The 18,739-nt window shown below is 62.0% G+C and carries 15 protein-coding genes and 1 pseudogene; 10 read left to right on the top strand and 6 right to left on the bottom strand.

Features of this window, described 5'->3' with window-relative positions; translation table 11 throughout:
- Positions 1 to 111: 111 nt before the first annotated feature.
- The 8 genes from V8359_RS12015 to V8359_RS11980 all read left to right on the top strand — a co-directional run bounded on the left by V8359_RS12015 (position 112) and on the right by V8359_RS11980 (position 7,794).
- Positions 112 to 663, top strand: a complete 552-nt coding sequence (locus tag V8359_RS12015; RefSeq protein WP_336429152.1) for a hypothetical protein — start codon at positions 112 to 114, stop codon at positions 661 to 663.
- Positions 614 to 2,608 (top strand): phage terminase large subunit family protein, encoded by a 1,995-nt coding sequence (locus tag V8359_RS12010; protein WP_336429150.1) that lies wholly within the window; start codon positions 614 to 616, stop codon positions 2,606 to 2,608. Before V8359_RS12015 ends, V8359_RS12010 begins: the two co-directional genes overlap by 50 nt.
- A gap of 2 nt (positions 2,609 to 2,610) precedes the next feature.
- Entirely contained in the window at positions 2,611 to 2,817 is a 207-nt protein-coding gene (locus V8359_RS12005) for a phage head-tail joining protein (RefSeq protein ID WP_336429148.1), read from the top strand.
- The gene (locus tag V8359_RS12000; protein WP_336429147.1) at positions 2,817 to 4,364 is read left to right on the top strand and encodes a phage portal protein; all 1,548 of its coding nucleotides are present in this window, start codon (positions 2,817 to 2,819) and stop codon (positions 4,362 to 4,364) included. Before V8359_RS12005 ends, V8359_RS12000 begins: the two co-directional genes overlap by 1 nt.
- Before the next feature lie 13 nt (positions 4,365 to 4,377).
- Positions 4,378 to 6,429 (top strand): prohead protease/major capsid protein fusion protein, encoded by a 2,052-nt coding sequence (locus tag V8359_RS11995; protein ID WP_336429146.1) that lies wholly within the window; start codon positions 4,378 to 4,380, stop codon positions 6,427 to 6,429.
- Between the two features lie 74 nt (positions 6,430 to 6,503).
- Positions 6,504 to 6,839, top strand: a complete 336-nt coding sequence (locus V8359_RS11990; protein ID WP_336429144.1) for a DUF2190 family protein — start codon at positions 6,504 to 6,506, stop codon at positions 6,837 to 6,839.
- Positions 6,839 to 7,150 (top strand): head-tail joining protein, encoded by a 312-nt coding sequence (locus V8359_RS11985; protein WP_336429143.1) that lies wholly within the window; start codon positions 6,839 to 6,841, stop codon positions 7,148 to 7,150. Before V8359_RS11990 ends, V8359_RS11985 begins: the two co-directional genes overlap by 1 nt.
- Before the next feature lie 5 nt (positions 7,151 to 7,155).
- Positions 7,156 to 7,794: a DUF6441 family protein gene (locus V8359_RS11980; protein ID WP_336429142.1), complete on the top strand. Its 639-nt coding sequence runs from the start codon at positions 7,156 to 7,158 to the stop codon at positions 7,792 to 7,794.
- A gap of 19 nt (positions 7,795 to 7,813) precedes the next feature.
- Here V8359_RS11980 and V8359_RS11975 read toward each other — a convergent pair whose 3' ends face one another.
- Positions 7,814 to 8,491, bottom strand: a complete 678-nt coding sequence (locus V8359_RS11975) for a hypothetical protein (protein ID WP_336429141.1) — start codon at positions 8,489 to 8,491, stop codon at positions 7,814 to 7,816.
- 308 nt (positions 8,492 to 8,799) lie between these two features.
- Here V8359_RS11975 and V8359_RS11970 point away from each other — a divergent pair, with 308 nt between their 5' ends.
- Positions 8,800 to 9,219, top strand: a complete 420-nt coding sequence (locus tag V8359_RS11970; protein WP_336429140.1) for an acyl-CoA transferase — start codon at positions 8,800 to 8,802, stop codon at positions 9,217 to 9,219.
- 24 nt (positions 9,220 to 9,243) lie between these two features.
- Positions 9,244 to 9,831: pseudogene (locus V8359_RS11965) on the top strand (phage tail tube protein); the annotation flags it as partial.
- Between the two features lie 54 nt (positions 9,832 to 9,885).
- Here the strand turns inward: V8359_RS11965 and V8359_RS11960 are convergent.
- The 5 genes from V8359_RS11960 to V8359_RS11940 all read right to left on the bottom strand — a co-directional run bounded on the left by V8359_RS11960 (position 9,886) and on the right by V8359_RS11940 (position 18,653).
- Entirely contained in the window at positions 9,886 to 10,818 is a 933-nt protein-coding gene (locus V8359_RS11960) for an IS5 family transposase (protein WP_336429139.1), read from the bottom strand.
- Between the two features lie 150 nt (positions 10,819 to 10,968).
- Positions 10,969 to 13,638: a TnsA endonuclease N-terminal domain-containing protein gene (locus tag V8359_RS11955; RefSeq protein ID WP_336429138.1), complete on the bottom strand. Its 2,670-nt coding sequence runs from the start codon at positions 13,636 to 13,638 to the stop codon at positions 10,969 to 10,971.
- Positions 13,631 to 15,520, bottom strand: a complete 1,890-nt coding sequence (locus tag V8359_RS11950; RefSeq protein WP_336429137.1) for a site-specific DNA-methyltransferase — start codon at positions 15,518 to 15,520, stop codon at positions 13,631 to 13,633. The genes V8359_RS11955 and V8359_RS11950 overlap by 8 nt, the downstream gene beginning before the upstream one ends.
- Positions 15,520 to 18,438 (bottom strand): ATP-dependent helicase, encoded by a 2,919-nt coding sequence (locus tag V8359_RS11945; RefSeq protein WP_336429136.1) that lies wholly within the window; start codon positions 18,436 to 18,438, stop codon positions 15,520 to 15,522. Before V8359_RS11945 ends, V8359_RS11950 begins: the two co-directional genes overlap by 1 nt.
- On the bottom strand, positions 18,435 to 18,653 hold the full coding sequence (locus V8359_RS11940) for a helix-turn-helix domain-containing protein (RefSeq protein WP_336429135.1): 219 nt from the start codon (positions 18,651 to 18,653) through the stop codon (positions 18,435 to 18,437). Before V8359_RS11940 ends, V8359_RS11945 begins: the two co-directional genes overlap by 4 nt.
- Positions 18,654 to 18,739: the final 86 nt, after the last annotated feature.

The raw sequence follows: 18,739 nt of genomic DNA, 5'->3' as shown, positions 1-18,739 counted from the left end.
CGGTGGCTCCGTGGTGAGTTGCATCGTCTTTCTGATGGGACGTTCGCTCCACGCGCCCGGCTTATCAACTCGGATCAAGCACCTGATTTTGAATAATAATCGGAGCTGCCGATGCAGGGCATGAGCGAGCGCCAGTACGCTGCCCATGTCGGGTTGTCGCGGGGCGCGATCCAGAAGGCGAAGGCCGCCGACCGGCTGATCCTGCACGAGGATGGCAGCATCGACGCCGCGGCCTCCGACCGGCTGCGGGCCGAGGCGACCGACCCGTCGAAGACCAGGAAGGCGCAAAAGCTCAAGCCGGTGCCGGAGGCAGCCGTCTCCGCCGTCGGCGACACGCTCAGGGAACAGGGCATGGCCGCGCCGGTCGCGGGCGGCGGCACGACATTCCTGCAGGCGAAAACAGCACATGAGGTGCTCAAGGCGCAGGAGCGGCGCATCCGGCTTGCCAAGCTGAAGGGTGAACTCGTCGACCGCGATCGCGCCACCGCGCTGGTCTTCCGGCTCGCGCGCGAGGAACGCGACGCGTGGGTCAACTGGCCGGCGCGGGTGGCTGCGCTGATGGCGGCGGAGTTGGGAACGGAAACGGCGGCCATGCAGAAGGTTCTGGAGGCCCATGTCCGCGCCAATCTCGAGGAACTCGCCCAGCCCCGGATCGCCCTCTGACGAGGTCACGCAGTTCGACGGGGCGGAGGCGCTGTTCCGGGCCTGGGGCCGTGGGCTCACGCCGGATCCCTGGCTGACCGTCTCGGAATGGTCGGACACGCATCGCTGGCTGAGCTCGCGCGCGAGCGCCGAGCCCGGCCGGTATCGCACCGAGCGCACGCCCTACATGCGCGCGATCATGGACGCGCTCTCGCCCGGCGATCCGACCCAGCGGGTGGTGTTCATGAAGGCCGCGCAGGTGGGCGCGACGGAGGCTGGCAACAACTGGATCGGCTTCGTGATGCACCATGCGCCGGGGCCGATGCTGGCGGTCCAGCCGACGGTGGAGCTGGCCAAGCGCAACTCGCGCCAGCGGATCGACCCGTTGATCGAGGAGAGCCCGGCGCTGAAGGAGCGGGTCCGTCCCGCACGGGCGCGCGACAGCGGCAACACGCAACTGTCGAAGGATTTCCCCGGCGGCGTGCTGGTGATGACCGGCGCCAACTCGGCGGTGGGGCTGCGCTCGATGCCGGCGCGCTACGTCTTCCTCGATGAGGTCGACGCATATCCGGCCTCGGCCGACGAGGAAGGCGATCCGGTCGGGCTGGCCGAGGCCCGCTCGCTGACCTTCGCGCACCGGCGCAAGGTGCTGCTGGTCTCGACGCCGACGATCCGCGGCGTCAGCCGGATAGAACGGGAATACGAGGCGAGCGACCAGCGCCGCTTCTTCGTGCCGTGCCCGCATTGCGGCGAGATGCAGTGGCTGCGCTTCGAGCGGCTCCGCTGGGAGAAGGGCAAACCGGAGACGGCGGCTTATTACTGCGATGCCTGCGACGCGGCCGTGGAGGAGCACCACAAGCCGGCGATGCTGGCCGCGGGCGAATGGCGGGCGACCGCCGAGGCCCGCGATGCGCGCACGGTGGGGTTCCATCTCTCGGCGCTCTATTCGCCGCCGGGGTGGAAGAGCTGGGCCGACATCGCGCGCGACAAGGAGGCGGCGGTGGGCTCGGACGAGGCCGAGCGAGTGTTCCGCAACACGGTGCTCGGCGAGACATGGATCGAGACCGGCGACGCGCCCGACTGGCAGCGGATCGCCGAGCGGCGGGAGGACTGGCCGGCGGGCACCGTGCCTGACCAGGGTCTGTTTCTGACCGCCGGCGCGGACGTCCAGAAGGACCGGATCGAGGTCGATGTCTGGGCCTGGGGCCGCGGACTGGAGAGCTGGCTGGTCGACCACGTCGTGATTGAGGGCGGGCCGGCGCAATCCGACGCGTGGGCTGCGCTGACCGATCTGCTTGGCCGCAGCTGGCGTCATGCGGGCGGCGCGGAGCTGGGGCTCGCCCGTCTCGCCATCGACACGGGCTACGAGACGGCTGCGGTCTATGGCTGGGCGCGCTCGGCCGGCTTCGCACAGGTTGCTCCGGTGAAGGGGCTCGAAGGCTTCAACCGGGCGAGCCCGGTCTCGGGCCCGACATACGTGGACGCTACCGCGGCGGGCAAGCGCCTGCGCCGCGGTGCGCGGCTCTGGACCGTGGCGGTCTCGACCTTCAAGGCCGAAACCTACCGTTTCCTGCGCGTCGACCGGCCGACGGCCGAGGAGCTGGACGCAGGCGCGGCGTTCCCGCCCGGCACGGTGCATCTGCCCGGCTGGGCCGACACCGAGTGGATCCGGCAGCTGACGGCCGAGCAGTTGGTGACGGTGCGCAATCGGCGCGGCTTCGCCCGGCTGGAATGGCAGAAGATGCGCGAGCGCAACGAGGCGCTGGACTGCCGGGTCTATGCCCGCGCCGCCGCCTGGATCGCCGGCGCGGATCGCTGGCCCGAGGCGACATGGGCCGATCTCGAGGCGCAACTCGGCGTCCCGACCGGGACGGATGCGCCGGCCGGCATGATCGGGCGCCCGACATCGGGCAAGCAAGGCAAGCGCCGTTCCGACTGGCTCGGGCGGCGGGAAGGATGGTTCTGACAATGGCGGACTGGACGGGAGCGGAGCTTGCGGCGCTCCGGCGCGCCTATGCGAGCGGGACGACGCGGGTGAGCTATGACGGCAAGTCCGTCGATTACGGGTCGGCCGAGGACCTGCTCGGGCGCATTCGGACTATCGAGCGCCAGATCGCCGGAACGACGGCACGTCCCATCGCTGGCTTCGCCGGCTTCTCGCGCGGGGATCGCTGATGTCGCTCTCCTGGATGGATCGAGCCATCGCCTCGGTCGCCCCTCGGGCGGCCACGAGGCGCGTTCTGGCGCGGCAGGCTTTCGAGGGACTCGCGCGCTCCTACGAGGGCGCGGCCCGCGGCCGGCGCACCGATGGCTGGCATGCGCCGGGATCTTCGGCGGATGCCGAGGTCGGCCGGGCCGGCGCGCTGCTGCGCGACCGCATGCGGGACCTGGTGCGCAACAACCCGCATGCGGCCAAGGCGGTCTCGGTGCTGGTGAACAACATCGTCGGCGCCGGGATCATGCCGCGCGCGGCGAGCGGGGACGCCGATCTGGACCGCGAGGTGGACCGGCTCTTCGAGATCTGGGCGCGGGGCTGCGACGCAGACGGCCAGCTCGACTTCTACGGGCTCCAGACGCTCGCCTGCCGCGAGATGGTTGAGGCGGGCGAGGTGCTGGTCCGCCGCCGCCCTCGGCGACCCGGCGACGGCGTTGTGCCGCCGGTCCAGCTGCAGCTTCTCGAGGCGGATTTCCTCGATGCCACGCGCAACGGGGCGCTTGGGACTGGACAGGCGGTGCAGGGGATCGAGTTCGATGCGCTCGGTCGGCGCCGGGCCTACTGGCTCTTCGGTGCGCATCCGGGCGCCGCGACACTCAGCCTGACCGGTGGGCTCAACAGTCGGGCTGTGCCGGCGACCGAGATCGCCCATGTCTACGAGAAGCAGCGCACGCAGGCGCGCGGCGTGCCCTGGGGCGCGCCGGTGATCCGGTCCTTGCGCGATCTCGACGACTACGAGGTGGCCGAACTGGTCCGCAAGAAGACCGAGGCCTGCGTCACCGCCATCGTCTTCGGCGACGAGGAGGCTCAGCAGGGGATCGCGCCCTCGGTCGTCGATGCCGACGGCAACCGGGTGGAGCAGTTCGAACCCGGGCTGATCGCCTATGCGCGTGGCGGCAAGGACATCCGCTTCAACCAGCCCTCCGCCACCGGCGGCTATGGCGAATACAAGCGGGCCAGCCTGCACACGATCTCGGCCGGGTTCCGGGTGCCCTACGAGCTGCTGACCGGGGATCTCAGCCAGGTGAACTATTCCTCGATCCGGGCGGGTCTCGTCGAGTTCCGCCGGATGATCGGCGCGGTCCAGTGGCAGCTCTTCATCCCGATGTTCTGCGCCCCCGTCTGGCGGTGGTTCACGGAAGCCGCGTGGGCGGCGGGGCGCATTCCCACGCCAGACGTGCCGGTCGAATGGCAGCCGCCGAAGTTCGAGGCGGTCGATCCGCAGAAGGACGCGATGGCGGACCTGCTGGCGATCCGCTCCGGCACCATGACGCTGGCCGAGGCCATCGCCCGGCAGGGTCGCAACCCCGACGCGGTGCTGGCCGAGATCGCGGCCACGAACGCGAAGCTCGATGAATTCGGCCTCGTGCTCGACAGCGACCCGCGGCGCGTCACCAAGACCGGCAGCGCGCAGGCGAATGCGCCGGCCGACCCCGTGACCGATCCGGATGACACCGCCTCAAGCAGCGAAGCGGTAGGCGACGAAACACCCGGCGACGGGACCTGACGAGGAACCATCCATGGAGCAGACGATCGAACTGCCGGCGTTCCGCCGGTCGGCGGAGCTTGCGCCGCACAGCATCGACCCGGAGACGCGCAGCGTCGAGGTGATCTGGTCAACCGGCGCCCGGGTCCGGCGCGCCGCGCTCTTCGGCGAGCCGCATGATGAAGAGCTCAGCATGGCGCCCGACCATGTGCGGCTCGAGCGGCTGAACGCCGGCGCGCCGTTCCTGAAGGTGCACGAGGCGCATGATCTCGATGCGGTGATCGGCTCGGTCGAGCCCGGCTCGGCGCGGATCGAGAACGGACAGGGCATCGCGCGCATCCGGCTCTCGGAACGCGACGCCGTCGGCGACATCTGGCGCGACATCGAGGCCGGGCACATCCGCGCGGTCTCCATCGGCTACCAAGTCCACCGCTTCGAGATCTCGAAGCCCGAGGGCGCACGGGAGCTCTGGCGTGCGGTGGACTGGACCCCCTTCGAGATTTCCGCCGTGCCGGTCGGCGCGGATGCGGCCGCTGGCTTCCGCGCGAAGGGCGAACACAACGACTGCGTCCTGCATCGCAGCGCCGCAGACCAAACTCAGCAGAGGACCAATGTGATGCACGACACCGATCAGACCGACGAGACCATCCGCGACGCGACCGACGCGGCCGCGGAGAAGGATACCGAGACGAAGTCCGCCGAGACCAGGCAGCAGCCGCAGAGCACGGCTGCCCGCCGCGAGCCGAAACCCGCGCCCGATCCGGCGCCCGGGGACCGGGCGCGCAGCGTCGATACCGACGCACTGGTGACCGAGGCCCGCGCGCAGGAGCGCGAGCGTGTGTCCACGATCCACGGCCTCTCCGACAAGCTCCACCTCGAGCGCGGCTTCGCCGACGACCTGATCAAGCGCGGCGTCTCCATCGACGAGGCCCGCCGGCTGATCCTCGATCAGGTTGCCGCAAAGTCCGACGAGACGCGGACCTTCCCCCATGTCTCGGTCCCGCTCGGCGGCCGCGATGCGACGGTCACGCGGCGCGACGCGATCTCCAGCGCGCTGCTGCACCGCTACAGCCCCACGCTCTTCCCGCTGGAGGACGCCGCGCGCGAGTACCGCGGCATGACGCTGATGGAGCTCGCCCGCGAAAGCCTCGAGACGGCCGGCGCCAGCACCCGCGGTCTCTCCCGCGACGAGGTGGCGACGCGCGCGCTGCACTCGACCTCGGACTTCCCCGAGATCCTCTCTGCGGTGACCAACAAGACGCTGCGTCAGGCCTACGAGGCCTATCCCCGGACCTTCCCGCTCTTCTGCCGGCAGGTGCTCGCCACCGACTTCAAGGCGATGCACCGCGTCCAGCTGGGTGAAGCGCCCCAGCTTCTGAAGGTCGGCGAGAGCGGCGAGTTCAAGCGCGGCACGCTCGGCGAGTCGAAGGAGAGCTACCGCATCGAGACCTACGGCCGCGTGGTTGCCATCACTCGGCAGGTGCTGATCAACGACGATCTCGACGCCTTCACCCGGATCCCGGCGATGTACGGCAACTCCATCGCCCAGCTCGAGAGCGATGTGGTCTGGGATATCGTGACAACCAACCCGGCCATGGCCGATGGCACGGCACTGTTCCATGGCACCCACAAGAACCTCGCCGGCACGGGTGCCGCGCTCGGGGTGGACAGCGTGGGCGCGGCGCGCGCGGCGATGCGCAAGCAGACCGGGCTCGACAAGAAGACGGTTCTCAATGTCCGCCCGGCCTTCCTGATCGTGCCCGCCTCGCTGGAGCTGAAGGCCGAGCAGCTGGTCGCCCAGAACCTCGTGCCTGCCCAGAGCGGAAGCGTCGTGCCGCAGTCGATCCGGACGCTCGCGCCCATAGCCGAGCCGCGGCTGGACGCGGCAAGCGAGACGGCCTGGTATCTGGCCGCCAGCCCGAACCAGATCGACACCATCGAGTACGCCTATCTCGAGGGCCAGCAGGGCGCGTACATCGAGACCCGCAACGGCTTCGACGTCGACGGCGTCGAGATCAAGTGCCGCCTCGACTTCGGCGCCAAGGCCATCGACTGGCGCGGCCTCTACAAGAATCCGGGCGCGTAAGGCGCGCTTACTGAACGCTGACACACGGGCGGCCCAATCGGGCCGCCCTTCGTCTTTCCACGAGGAACCCCATCATGAAAAACTTCGTCCAGCCCGGCAACACCATCACCCTGACCGCGCCCTATGCCGTCGCCTCCGGCGATGGCCTGCTCGTCGGCTCCATCTTCGGCATCGCTGCTGGCGCCGCCGCCCTCGGCGAGAGCGTCGAGACCGCGCTCGTCGGCGTCTTCGACATCACCAAGGTCGGCTCGCAGGCCTGGACCGTCGGCGCCAGGGTCTATTGGGACGACACCAACAAGCGCTGCACCACTGTCGCCACCGACAACACTCTCATCGGCGTGGCCGTCGAGGCGGTGGCGAGCGGCGCGGGCGACACCGTTGGTCGGGTGCGCCTGAACGGCAGCTTCTGATGACCGCCTTCGCCGCCGCCCTTGACGCACTCTTCGCCGACGCACATCTCGCGCGCGACGTCGTCTACACCGCAGAGGGCGGCGCGCCATCGCTGGTCCGTGCGATCCTGCGTCGGCCGGACGACGTGACAGGGTTCGGCGATGCCCGCATCTGGTCGGAGACCTCCCGGCTGGACCTGCGCCTCGCCGAGGTCGCCACCCCGCGCCCCGGCGACCGCATCGAGATCGACGGCGAGGCCTTCCTCATCCAGGGCGAGCCCGCCCGCGACCGCGAGCGGCTCGTCTGGACCGTGGACCTGCGACCGGCCTGATCGAGATGAAGCTGAAGCTCGACATCACGCCGGATCTTGTCGCCGCCATGGCCGCCGAGGTGAAGGCCGGTGAGAAGGCTGTCACCGTCGCCATGCGCGAGGCCGGGACCGGGCTCAAGACCGCCTGGCGCGGCCAGATCACCGGCGCCGGGCTCGGCCGGCGGCTCGCGAACTCGATCCGGAGCCAGACCTACCCGAAGGCTGGCAAGAGCCTGAACGCCGCGGCCCTCGTCTGGTCGAAAGCCCCGGTCATCATCAGCGCCCACGACACCGGCCCGCTGATCCGCTCGAAAGACGGGTTCTGGCTGGCGATCCCGCTGCCCGCGGCGGGCAAATCCCTGCGCGGCGGCAGGATCACGCCCGGCGAATGGGAGCGGCGACGCGGGCTGCGGCTGCGCTTCGTCTATCGCCGGACGGGCCCAAGCCTGCTGGTCGCCGAGGGTCGGCTGAACACGAAGGGCCAGGCGGTGGTGTCGCGCTCAAAGACCGGACGCGGCAAGGTCACCGCGCCGATCTTCCTGCTCGTGCCGCAGGTGAAATTGCCGAAGCGGCTGGACCTCGCGCGGGATGCAGACCGGGCGTTGGACAGCGTGCCGGGGCTGATCGTGGCAAACTGGGTAGAGGGGCGATCGGTAGGCAAGTGAACGGGGCTGTGAACGCTTTCTAGATTTCCATGAATTGCCCAAATGGCGCTGGAAGGAGCAACCCTGCCTCGGTCTTATCGCCCGATTGGTTGAATTTATGGACGTGCACCCCATCCGGCATCGTTTGATAATCTGGAAAAACCCACAAAGAAGGCCTTCCTTTGTTTGCGCGACCAAAACTGAGTATTCGCCCGAGCGCAGTCGTCCGATTTCTATGCTCCATCTTCGCATGGTACGCGAGGCTTTGCATTAGATCGAGTTTGGAGTCGGCCCTAACCAGAAAGAGGATGATTTGAGCTTGCGCGTGGGCGTCAGTGCTCTGAACGTGAATGTTTATCATAACTCGAATAGATCGCTCTCCAATCCTATGCTCTTCAGGATCAATAGAGAACACTTCGCCAAGCGATTCACAGTTAAACGCCTTTATCGTTCCCATATCGTGAGTGATCTGAAGCTCGCCATGATCCTCAACAATCCGTCGATCCGTATCAACCCCTTTGATTTCCCCGAGCTCGGTTGTCTTCTCAGCGGCGATATTGCTTGAAGTCACGAGACGAAGGGTGACCTCGTTGGAAGGCTTGTCTCCGTTGTTGCAGACGGTGATTGGGAGAAAAAAGATATGCTTGCCCATGTTCTGGGAGATGTTGACCGCCACGCATGGTGGAGGTTGCATCACCACGGGATAGACTGATGCCATCCGGACGGCTCCTGGCGGCCCGAGGACCTTCGAAAATGCCGGCACTCGATTTCCCATTGGCAGAAGCTGGGGTATCGAAACTGTCAGTAGTAGCTGTTCACGTCGGTATGCGCCCTGTCGCTTAGCGATGTTTATTGCAACTCGAATGCCAATTGCTGTGAGGAGCAGGGTGAGGATTGCGATTGCTATCGTGAATGCTTCCATCGGCAGTTCCACACTTCTCCATCACCTACGCCAGTCTCAGTTGTGTCCATGAAAAAGTCCATCAGGCATCCTAAGTTTTCCGTAGCATAAGGGCCTTGATCCCGATGCCCACCCCTCGCGAAACCATCCTTGCCGCGCTGCACGCGCGGCTCTCGGCGCTGCCCGCAACCGCCCTGCGCGGCGATGTGCTGCCCGAGCGTATCCCGACCGAGGGGCTGCTGATCCTGCGCGACGGCGAACCGGGGGAGTCGGAAGTGACCCTCTCGCCGCTACGCTACCACTACCAGCACCGCGCCGAGATCGAAGCAGTCGTGCAGGGCGCCGACCGTGACGCCGCCTTCGACACGCTGACCGCCAGCATCGGCACGGCGCTCACCACCGACCGGACGCTGGGCGGGTTCTGCGACTGGGTCGAGGCGGAAGCGCCGCGCCCGGTCGATCTGCCGGTCGAGGGCGGGGCGAGCCTTAAGGCCGCCGTGATCCCGGTGGTGCTGCATTATTCCACGGCCGACCCGCTGGCCTGATCCCGACAATCCGAGGAGAACAAGATGGCACGAGCCCAAGGGGCGCGAGCGCTGATGGCGCTTGCGTTCGAGACGACCTATGGAACGCCCCCCGTGGGCGGCTTCACCAAGATGCCCTTCGCCAGCACCTCGCTTGGGGCGGAGCAGCCGCTGCTCAATTCCGAACTGCTGGGCTACGGGCGTGATCCGCTGGCGCCGATCAAGGATGCGGTGACGGCTGATGGCGACGTCGTGGTGCCGCTCGATGCGGAAGCTTTCGGGTTCTGGCTGAAGGCAGCCTTTGGTGACCCAACCACGACCGGCACCGGCCCCTGGACGCATGAGTTCCAGTCGGGGTCCTGGACGCTGCCCAGCATGTCCATCGAGACCGGCATGCCCGAGGTGCCGCGCTACGCGATGTACTCGGGCTGCGTGCTCGACCAGATCACCTGGCAGATGCAGCGCTCGGGCCTGCTGTCCGCGACGGCGCGGCTGGTGGCACAGGGCGAGATGGTCGGCACGATCACCAGCGCCGGGACACCCGCCGCACTCGAATTGCAGCGCTTCGGCCATTTCAACGGGGCGATCACCCGAAACGGTTCTGCCCTCGGGAATGTGGTCTCGGCCGAGATCGGCTCTGTTGCACAAAGCCTCTGATGTCGGAGGCTCCCCTTTCGCCGGACGGATTCATCCCACGGTCTCTGTGACAGGTATGCCAAGGGCGGTGTAACCGTTCATGACGGCGATGCGGATCTGGACCTCCGCGACCTGTCGGTCAAAGCTCCGCGCCATGAGGCGCTGCCCCAGCAGTTTCATACAGTGCATCTTCGTTTCGGCACGGCTTCGTCGGTGGTATCCGCTCCAGTTTCGCCAGATCGCACGGCCGAGATATTTCGTCGCCCGCAGGGCCTCGTTTCTGGCGGCTGCACCAGCGGTGACGGTCTTCCACGGCTTCGCGTTCTTGCGGGGCGGGATGACGGCGTGGGCGCCGCGGTCAGCGATCGCATCATGGCACTTGCGGGTATCGTAGGCACCGTCAGCGGTGACGCTGCCGATCTCCTCACTTGCCGGGATCTGGCTCAGCAGGTCGTGCAGGACCGGTGCATCGCCGATATGGCTCCCAGTGATCTCGACGGCTCGAACTTCCAGTGTTTGCTCGTCGATTCCGAGGTGGATCTTGCGCCAAACGCGCCGTTTGGGGCCGCCGTGCTTGCGCGCGTCCCACTCGCCTTCGCCCTCAACCTTGATGCCGGTGCTGTCTATAAGCAGATGCAGTGGACCCCTGGAGCCCCGATACGGGATGTTCACTGCCAGTGTCTTCTGGCGACGGGACAGCGTGCTGAAATCCGGGACCTTCCAGTCGAGCCCGACCAGGCGCAACAGGCTTTCGACGAAGCCGGTCGTTTGCCGCAAGGCCATGCCGAATAGAACCTTCATCGAGAGGCAAGTCTGAATGGCTGTGTCGCTGTAAGTCTGCTGGCGGCCACGCTTGCCTGTTGGCGCGGCCTCCCAGATCATCTCAGGATCGAACCAGATCGTCAGTGAACCCCGGCGCTTGAGCGCTTCATTGTAGGCTGGCCAGTTCCTGGTTTTGTAAGTCGGGGGTATGTGTCTGCTCATGCATACCAGCTACCACGCTGGATTCACGAGATGAATCCCTCACAGGATTTGTGCAACAGAGCCCCCTTCAGGTAAAGAGTGACAAGGGGCGTGTTCCGGCTGGAAAAACAGACCTGAGTTCCACAGTTAATCCAGCTTGATGACGGTAGATCACATCAGCATCCGGTACCGACGTGCATCGGCATCACTCGATTTGATGATGCGATACTCCATGCCACTGGCCACGGCGATCTGCTGCGCGAAGTCTTTCTTTGCTTGAACTACGGCGTTGTCGATTTGATGGTCACCCTTCACCTCGACGATAACAAACTTTTCGCTGCCGTCGGGCTCTTCACGGACGAATACAAAGTCTGGGTAGTAGCTACGAACGGTTCGGGAATCCGGGTCGATGTATTGAATGAAGAAATCCGACTGTCCGTGCGTGAGCATTCCGGTGAAGTATATTTTCTTCACCCTTTGCTCGCGCAGCAAATCCCAGAACAAGGTTCTTTCTGGATTTGAGTCAAAACAATAAGTATCTAAATGAAAGCTCTTTCCAATCTCGCCTTTCTTGGCATCGGCGCTCCGCACAATTTTGTCTTTTGCCGCAGTAACCTCATAGTATCCGCTTGGCGGAACTTTGATGAGTTCGACTTCATGCTCTTCCGTTTTTTGGGTTTCGTCGAGATCGAATAGGAGTTCGAAGAGGCGCGGAATGATCTCGTCATATAGAATTTCATTGAATTCATTGACGATTCCTACGAGTTCTTCGGTCCCCTCTTTGGTCGTATCCAGCAGATCCTCGATGTCGGAAGGGTTGAGGTTGAGATAGCGCGCGATCTCGGCCACCAGGGTAAGTCGCGAAAAGACACGCTTCTCACGTCGCTGAGTAAGGTCAAACGAACGGCTGGAAGCTGCCTTGGCCGCGTCGGCCGCCGTGAGCCCTTCCTGTTGAGTTTCAATTAGCCGATACCTTTCGACCAATTCAGCCCAAGCTTCGGTGTCCGAGCGGTTCAGGCCGAGGGATGCCCCGGCCGCTAGCTTCTTCTCGCGAACGCTGTACTGTTTGCGCACACGGACAAGCTTGATCTTTACAGGTGGCTCAACAACGCGGATTTTTACTCGTTCCTTGTCGCTTGCCACGTTTTGAAGTTCGTCGGCGCTGATGCGGAAGTTCTGCTGAAGCTCGTCATTGAGGATCTGGAGATTGTCGTCTGAGAGGAACACGTGACCTGTGTGCTGAGCTTCGCCGATGGCTCGGAGGCAGCGCATGGTTGCCTGGAGAACGAAGACCTTGGACTTGGGGGCACGGAAAAGCCCGACGCCGAAGAGCGAACGACAATTCCAACCTTCACGTCCTTTGTTCACCAGAAGGATGAATTGCTTTTCGGAGTCTGGCGTATCCAACCGGTTGAATTCGCGAATGTCGTCGTTTGTTGTCAGTTTTTCATCGCCAACGTTCACGAGGATCCGCGAGGCAGGAATGCCGTGTTTGGCCAGAGCACGTTCCACTGCGGGGCGCAGATCGCCAGTCAGCTCGTCAATGGTCGCAGCGAAGAACGCCAGCTTGGGCAGCATGCCTTCCGGGCGCAGGTTCTCTGTCGCCTCGAGAAAACGGTCTACCGCGATTTCCACAAACTCTTCGTTGCGCGTGTTCTTGTAGCTGCGCAGGTCCACCTTCTTCAGGAAGCCCTTGTCGATCGCCTCCTTGAGGCCGTAGGCGTAGACGACCTCCGGCAGAACCTCTTTACCGACGTAGGGTGTCCCAGTGAAATTGTAGCAGGCAACGACGCGTGTGCCGGCCTTGTTCAGGCTCGCCGCCAGGATGTCGATAGTCGTGCGAAGGCTAGTATCATTTGCCTTGGTCCCGATCCCCATGTCTTTCGCCAGCTTCTTTCCGAAAGCATGGTGGGCCTCGTCGACAAAGATGCCGAGCTGTTCGAGGCGACACAGCTTCTCAAACCGCTGGTTGGTGGTCAGTTCGGCCTCTTCTTCCGGCTGGTCCCAATCGTAGAGGTCTGAAGCCTCTGCGTAGACGCCGCTCTCGGCGACAGTATTTCCTGTCGCGCCGAAGAGCTGGTCCATCGGCGTCTTTTCCTTCCGCTGACGCTTCAGGATGATCTTCTGCGTGTTCGACACGACGATGTTGAAACGCGAGCGGTCAAGGGTGCTCAGCGACGTCCCGGCTTCCTCGAGATAGTGGAAGCGGAGGTGGGTGGTCAGGAAGTTCACGTATTCAGGCGGTACGACCTGCGCGAGGTCGAAGGACTCGATCTCTTTCAGCGATTGCAGCACGGTTTTGTCCGGCGCGAAGACCAGCGCGTTGTGGCAGAAGCGCTCATCCTTCTCGAATTTGTTGCCGAGCAGGAACTCGTAGAAGATGCACGTCGCCATGAGGATCGTCTTTCCGGTCCCCATGGTCAGCGCGAAGATGTAGTTCGGATAGATGCGGGAATTCTTGCGCATCGCCGCAAAGACGGCCTTGTACTGGTCCTGCGTCACCGCATCGAACATCGACCCCTGGCGGGTGTCTCCGACGATGCCGCCTTCGGCACGGTCCGCGAAGCGGCCAGATTTCTCGAACCAGGCTTTGAAGATCTCTTCGACCTTCGCGTTCCCCATGAATTCCTTAAGGAACACGTACATCTCCAGCGCCTCGAACTGCGGCTCGCGCAGGAAGGCCTTGGGGTTCTTTTCCGGGTTGTTGAAGTCCAGGAACTTACGGGTCAGCTCCTTGTAGTGGGTGCGGACGGTGCCGCGGTTGCCGCGGTAGAACTCCCACAGGAACTGGAAGAAAGCGAAGTCCAGCGACGCGCTTTGGGTTCTGGGACGTCTAGCCATTGGTGACGTTCCCTTCCCACGATTCCGAGAGGAGGTCAGTGATCTTGACGCGGATGGTGCCGGCGTCGTCGGGGACCTTGTAGCGGCCGATCACGAGGTCGGTCTTCTTCTCCGGGATATCCACGATTTCAGGCTGCAGAACCGCGCCATCGTAGTTCCAGTCGATGAGGATGCTCTCGGTCAGTTCGCGCCAGTCGTCCACGGCCTCTTTCTGCATGGACAGCTTTTGCAGCAGGTTCATGGGGTAGAAGCGTTCGATGATCAGCTCGCCGTCCTCGACCACGACCTTGGCATCGGAGTCGCGTTTGAACTCGAGGTCGGCCTTGTCGCGCAGGATGTCCACGACTTCGACATCGATTTTGTAGGGCTTGGCTGCAAGGATCAGGTGTGCTGACAGGTCGGGCTCGTGCCCCATGCAGACGAGTGTAATTTTTTCCACTGGTCGGTTCGGGTTCTCTCCCTGACGCCGCTCCCACGCCTTGTAATCAAAACCGGCGGTCAATTCGTTGAGATCGGCTCGAGTGGCGATCCGGTTGACCGGCATGATCTTGACCATGCGCCCATCCTTTTCACCATCGAAGACTGTGCTCATTTCGAGCGGTTGGACCTCCAAGGTTTCAAGCAGAAGCTCCTTCGCTTGTACCGGGTTCCTGAAAATATCGTACTGATTGACGTTGAAGACTTCAAAGCCCCTGAAAAACTTCGGAACTTCGAAGACTTTGGTCCAGTCAGCATCATCGTCATCGGCCTCATCCAGCGCCAGTCGAGCGTCCTTCTCGGAACGTAAACCGTTCTTGATGTATGGAACATATCCCGGCGCAAGGGTTTCCTCTCGAACATTCAGCAAACGCTTGGTTGTCGTTTGGATTGCGCCCAGGTTTATGTCGTTGCCAATGAAGCGTCGGCCATATTTCAAGCTCACGGCTTGAGCGGTGCCCGATCCCATGAAGCAATCGAAGACCAAACTTGCCGGCTGCGAATACGCAAGAATCAGTCTCTCAAGGAGAGCTTCTGGTTTCTGCGTCGGGTATCCCAAAAGTTCGACTTTGTCGGCAGGCTGCAACATCGGAATGCGCCAAACGTCGTCTACCGTTCGGTGGGTCGCGTTGATATAGATTACATTGCCATTTTCATCTTTTGCATTCACAAGAGACTGTGTTTCTTTGTCCCAGACCCGTTTGATCTGCTGAACAGGCTCTGCGCGCCTTTCTCTTAATTTATTGAAGCTGTATTTCCCTGATTTCTTGTAGACAAGAATAACATCGTGGTTTGAAGCAAACCGGTTAATATTGCCCTGCATTTTATTGTAGTAGTACCAGACAATCTCGTTTTCAAAGGCATCTGGACCAAAGACTTCATCCAAAAGGGCCCGCAAGTAATGAGACTTGTGCCAATCGCAGTGCATACAGAATACGCCATTGTCGCTGAGTAGCTCGCGCATGAGTATCGACCGTTCGTACATGAACTGAAGATACTCATCGTTCGTCCAGACATCGTTGTATTGTTTCTCTTCGAAAGCTGTGTAACCAGTTTCAGCAGGTCCACCCTTAGTCTTGATTTTCTTTTTATATTGGATTTTCGAGTCAAATGGCGGGTCCACACAAATCAAGTCAATCTCGCCTCGGAACTCCTTTAAAAGATGGCTCATCACCTGAAGGTTGTCGCCCCAGAAGATCTTGTTGCGCCAGCCGTCCACTTCCTCTCCGTGCACCTCTTTCAGCTGCGCCGGAAAATACTGGGTTGATGTGAACGGCCGCTTCCCGCGCCAGTTCAGCATCGGATAGCCCTTGATCGGCGCGAACTGGTACTTCTCCACGCTGTCGACACCCGCGTTAGAGGCGCCCAGATCCATGTTTTCTTGCGTGGTCTTTTCGTCGCTCATCACTCGTCTTTCCTGAAATGCCAGTTCTTGGTGTCACAATAGGCGCGCATATCGCAGTTCTCGCACAGCTTCGCGGGGCGCGCCTTGATCCGGTAGTCGCCGTCTTCGATCCGGCCGACGATCTCATCGAACCGCGCGATGGTCTTGCCGATGGCCCGGTCATCCTTGGAGAAGGTGACATACGGGTTCCCGTCCTGCTCGCCGGTATAGTAGAGGTGCATCCGGCTGACCTTGTGGCCGGTGCGCTCTTCGACGAGGTGGGCATAGACCTCGAGCTGGCTCTGGTATTGCCGCAGTCGGTCGCGGTCCTTCTCCATGTCAGGTTTCTTCTCGGACTTGAAGTCCACGACTTCGACCGTGCCATGCTCGCCCCGGATCAGGTCGACATTGCCCTTGAGAATGTAGTCGTCCTTGACCAGTGAAATCTCGACCTCGGTTTCCCGGATCCTGTCCCAGTTCCCGTTCTCACGCTTGTAGTAGCGCATCACGTGGTCCAGCGCAGCCGATAGAGCTACCGGGGCCAGGTAGACGCGCTCTTTCTTCGACAACATCGCGTAGTTCGATGAAAACCAGGATTCGATGGCATCCGGAACAACGGTGTGCTCCTCGCCACGCAGGATGGCCTTGTGGATGTCTTCGATAGTCTGGTGGACCAAAGTGCCGAACAGCATCGGACTGACGCGGATGGCCGCGAACTCGAGCTCCTTGAAGAAGCGGTACTGCTCCGCGCAGTTCTCGAACAGCGTGATGTGCGAGGTGAAGGAATACTCGCGCTTGAGGTTGATCTCCTTCACCTGTTCGAAGGTCAGCTCGGACAGGTCAACGTCGCGCCAGCTGGGCAGGGAACGGAAGAGCGGCTCGAAGTATTTCGAGGGTGACTTGCCCAGCCCTTTGCCGTCCCGCTCCTGCGCGGCCAGAACTAGCAGGTTCTGCGCCCGCGAGAAGGCGGTGTAGTAGAGCCGCTGGAAGTCGAAGTGCTTGATCCGATCCAGCGGCTCGAAGCGTGCCTTGGAGAGGTAGCCGCCATCCTCAAGCAGCTCGTCCAGTGCGGTGTGCTGCTTGCGTGGCACCGCCTCCAGCGAACCGCAGACGACGACAGGGAACTCGAGGCCTTTGGACTGGTGAATGGTCAGGAACGAAACACAGCCCTTGGGCGCGTATTCCGCCTCGTCCTCATACTCGCCGATGCCGCCATCCTGAAGGAAGCGGAAGAACTGGTTGAACAGGTTCCGGATGTCGCGCTCGATGAATTCGGGGTTCAGAACGGTGACATAGTGCAGGTATTCGAACTTGGTCAGCAGCTTGGAGAAAGTCGCCAGATTGCGTGCGGCGCGCCCCTTGTCCACGCCCTGCATGGTTTCTTCATCGAGGAAGCGGGAAAACAGAGGGAACTGAAGGAGCTGATAGAAAAGCCCTGAAAACGCATAGTCGGTCGTCTGGGTCAGGACGGCGTGGCGCTTGGCCAACGGCCGCGCCCACTCCAGCATCCGTCTGTTCTCGGGCTTGCGAAGCTCGTCAGTGAACGCCTTGAAGCACGAATGGTCGTAGTAGTCCCAGATCTGAAGATGGGCGCCTTCAGCCCACTGGCGTACCTTGGGAAACTGAGGAAACAGGAAAATCAGCGCACCGATCATCAACCGGATCTCTTCACGCTCGAAGAACATGTTGGACCGCGGAGAGTAGACTGGCACGTCGTTGGCCTCCAGGAAACGTGCCAACGCCACCACTCGGGCGTTCTTTACGGAACGAAACAGAAAGGCGACCTGGTTCCAGTTCGAGAGCTTCCCCGAGTCCCTGAGCGAATGGAGGAAGGCCAACACTTCGGCGTGCCAATTGTCGTTTTGGTCGGGCTCGTCTTTGGCCGCAAGTCGGACGGCCGTCGGGACCGCCGGGAAGATGTCGTCCCGTGGAATGATCGATTTTTCAAAGCGGAAGGTGCGCTCGCCGTCTGACCAGTCTTGGCCGGCCATCCATTCATTGTACGTGTTGATGATCGCAGGATGAGACCTGTAGTTCACGGTCAGCGAGACTTGCTTGCATTCGCCCTCATCGAAGAGCGTAGGGAACTCGAGAATATTTCGGATCGTGGCTCCCCGAAACCGGTATAGGCCTTGGTCGTCGTCACCCACGACGCAAAGATTTTTTTGCTTACCAGCAAGAAGCAGCAATATGCGTTCCTGAATGGTATTCGTGTCCTGATACTCGTCCACCATGAAGTGTGATAGTTTGCCGCGCAGGCTTTCAAGTACTTCAGGGTGCGTCTCAAGCAGCTTCAGCGCCTCATACTGAATTCCAGAGAAATCCAAGCAGTTGTTCTCTAGTAGAAGCTCCTGGTACTTCTTGAAGCATCCGGCAAGGGCCCTCACTTCTACGTCCGGCGCTTCCACTAGCGTCGTCGGATCAAGCGCTTCTTCGCTGACTTTGTTGAGCCATTTTAGAAGCTGCTCCGATTGACGCCAGCGTCCGGTTTGATCATCACCCATGACCAGCTGGGCATCAGGAAGCTCTCGGAACTCCTTGATCCTTTGGTAAAGAAAATACTGCTGATCGAACTGGTCAAACAAAGTAAAGCTGCGCTTCAACCTCGTGTACTCACGGTAATCCTCAAGTATGCGAAGGCATATTGAGTGAAATGTTCCAAGATACATTTCATTCAGATTGAATTCTATTTTCAGATCTGAAAGCCGGTTTGAAATTCGAGTGGTTAGTTCTCGGGCCGCTTTATCAGTGAAGGTAACAACAAACAGTGACTCCGGGGCAGCACCTTCGTTTTTTATCAGATAGACAATTCTCTCAACGAGCGTGAACGTTTTCCCTGAGCCTGGACCAGCAATGATCAGCACTGGTCCCGTGGTAGTCTTGATTGCCTCCAGCTGCTGAGGGTTGGCGTTTGAAGAGAGTGAGATTGGAGCGTTCATTGATCATCTGCTCCTTGCGCCGTCTTGGAGCCGCCGGAAGCGGTCTCGATTTCCATCCATGCATTCAAATCCGCCCTACGGAACCGCCAAGTTCCACCCAACTTGAAAGCCGGTAACGTCCCATTTGCGGCAAGCCGATAGACCGTTCTCTTCCCCGCCTTAAGGAAGGCAGCGACCTCGTCGACAGTCAGTATCTCGTCTTCCTGATCGCCCATGGGCATCTCTCATCGGTTCGCGCCTGTGCTTCATCTTGCGCAAGATTGCGCAGAAGGGCAAGATTGTACAAACTTGGCAAGATGAT

The sequence above is a fragment of the Roseovarius sp. E0-M6 genome (assembly GCF_037083845.1).
Lineage (GTDB): Bacteria > Pseudomonadota > Alphaproteobacteria > Rhodobacterales > Rhodobacteraceae > Roseovarius.
Note: the sequence above shows the minus strand (reverse complement) of the source record. Positions and strands in the feature narration are given on the sequence as shown.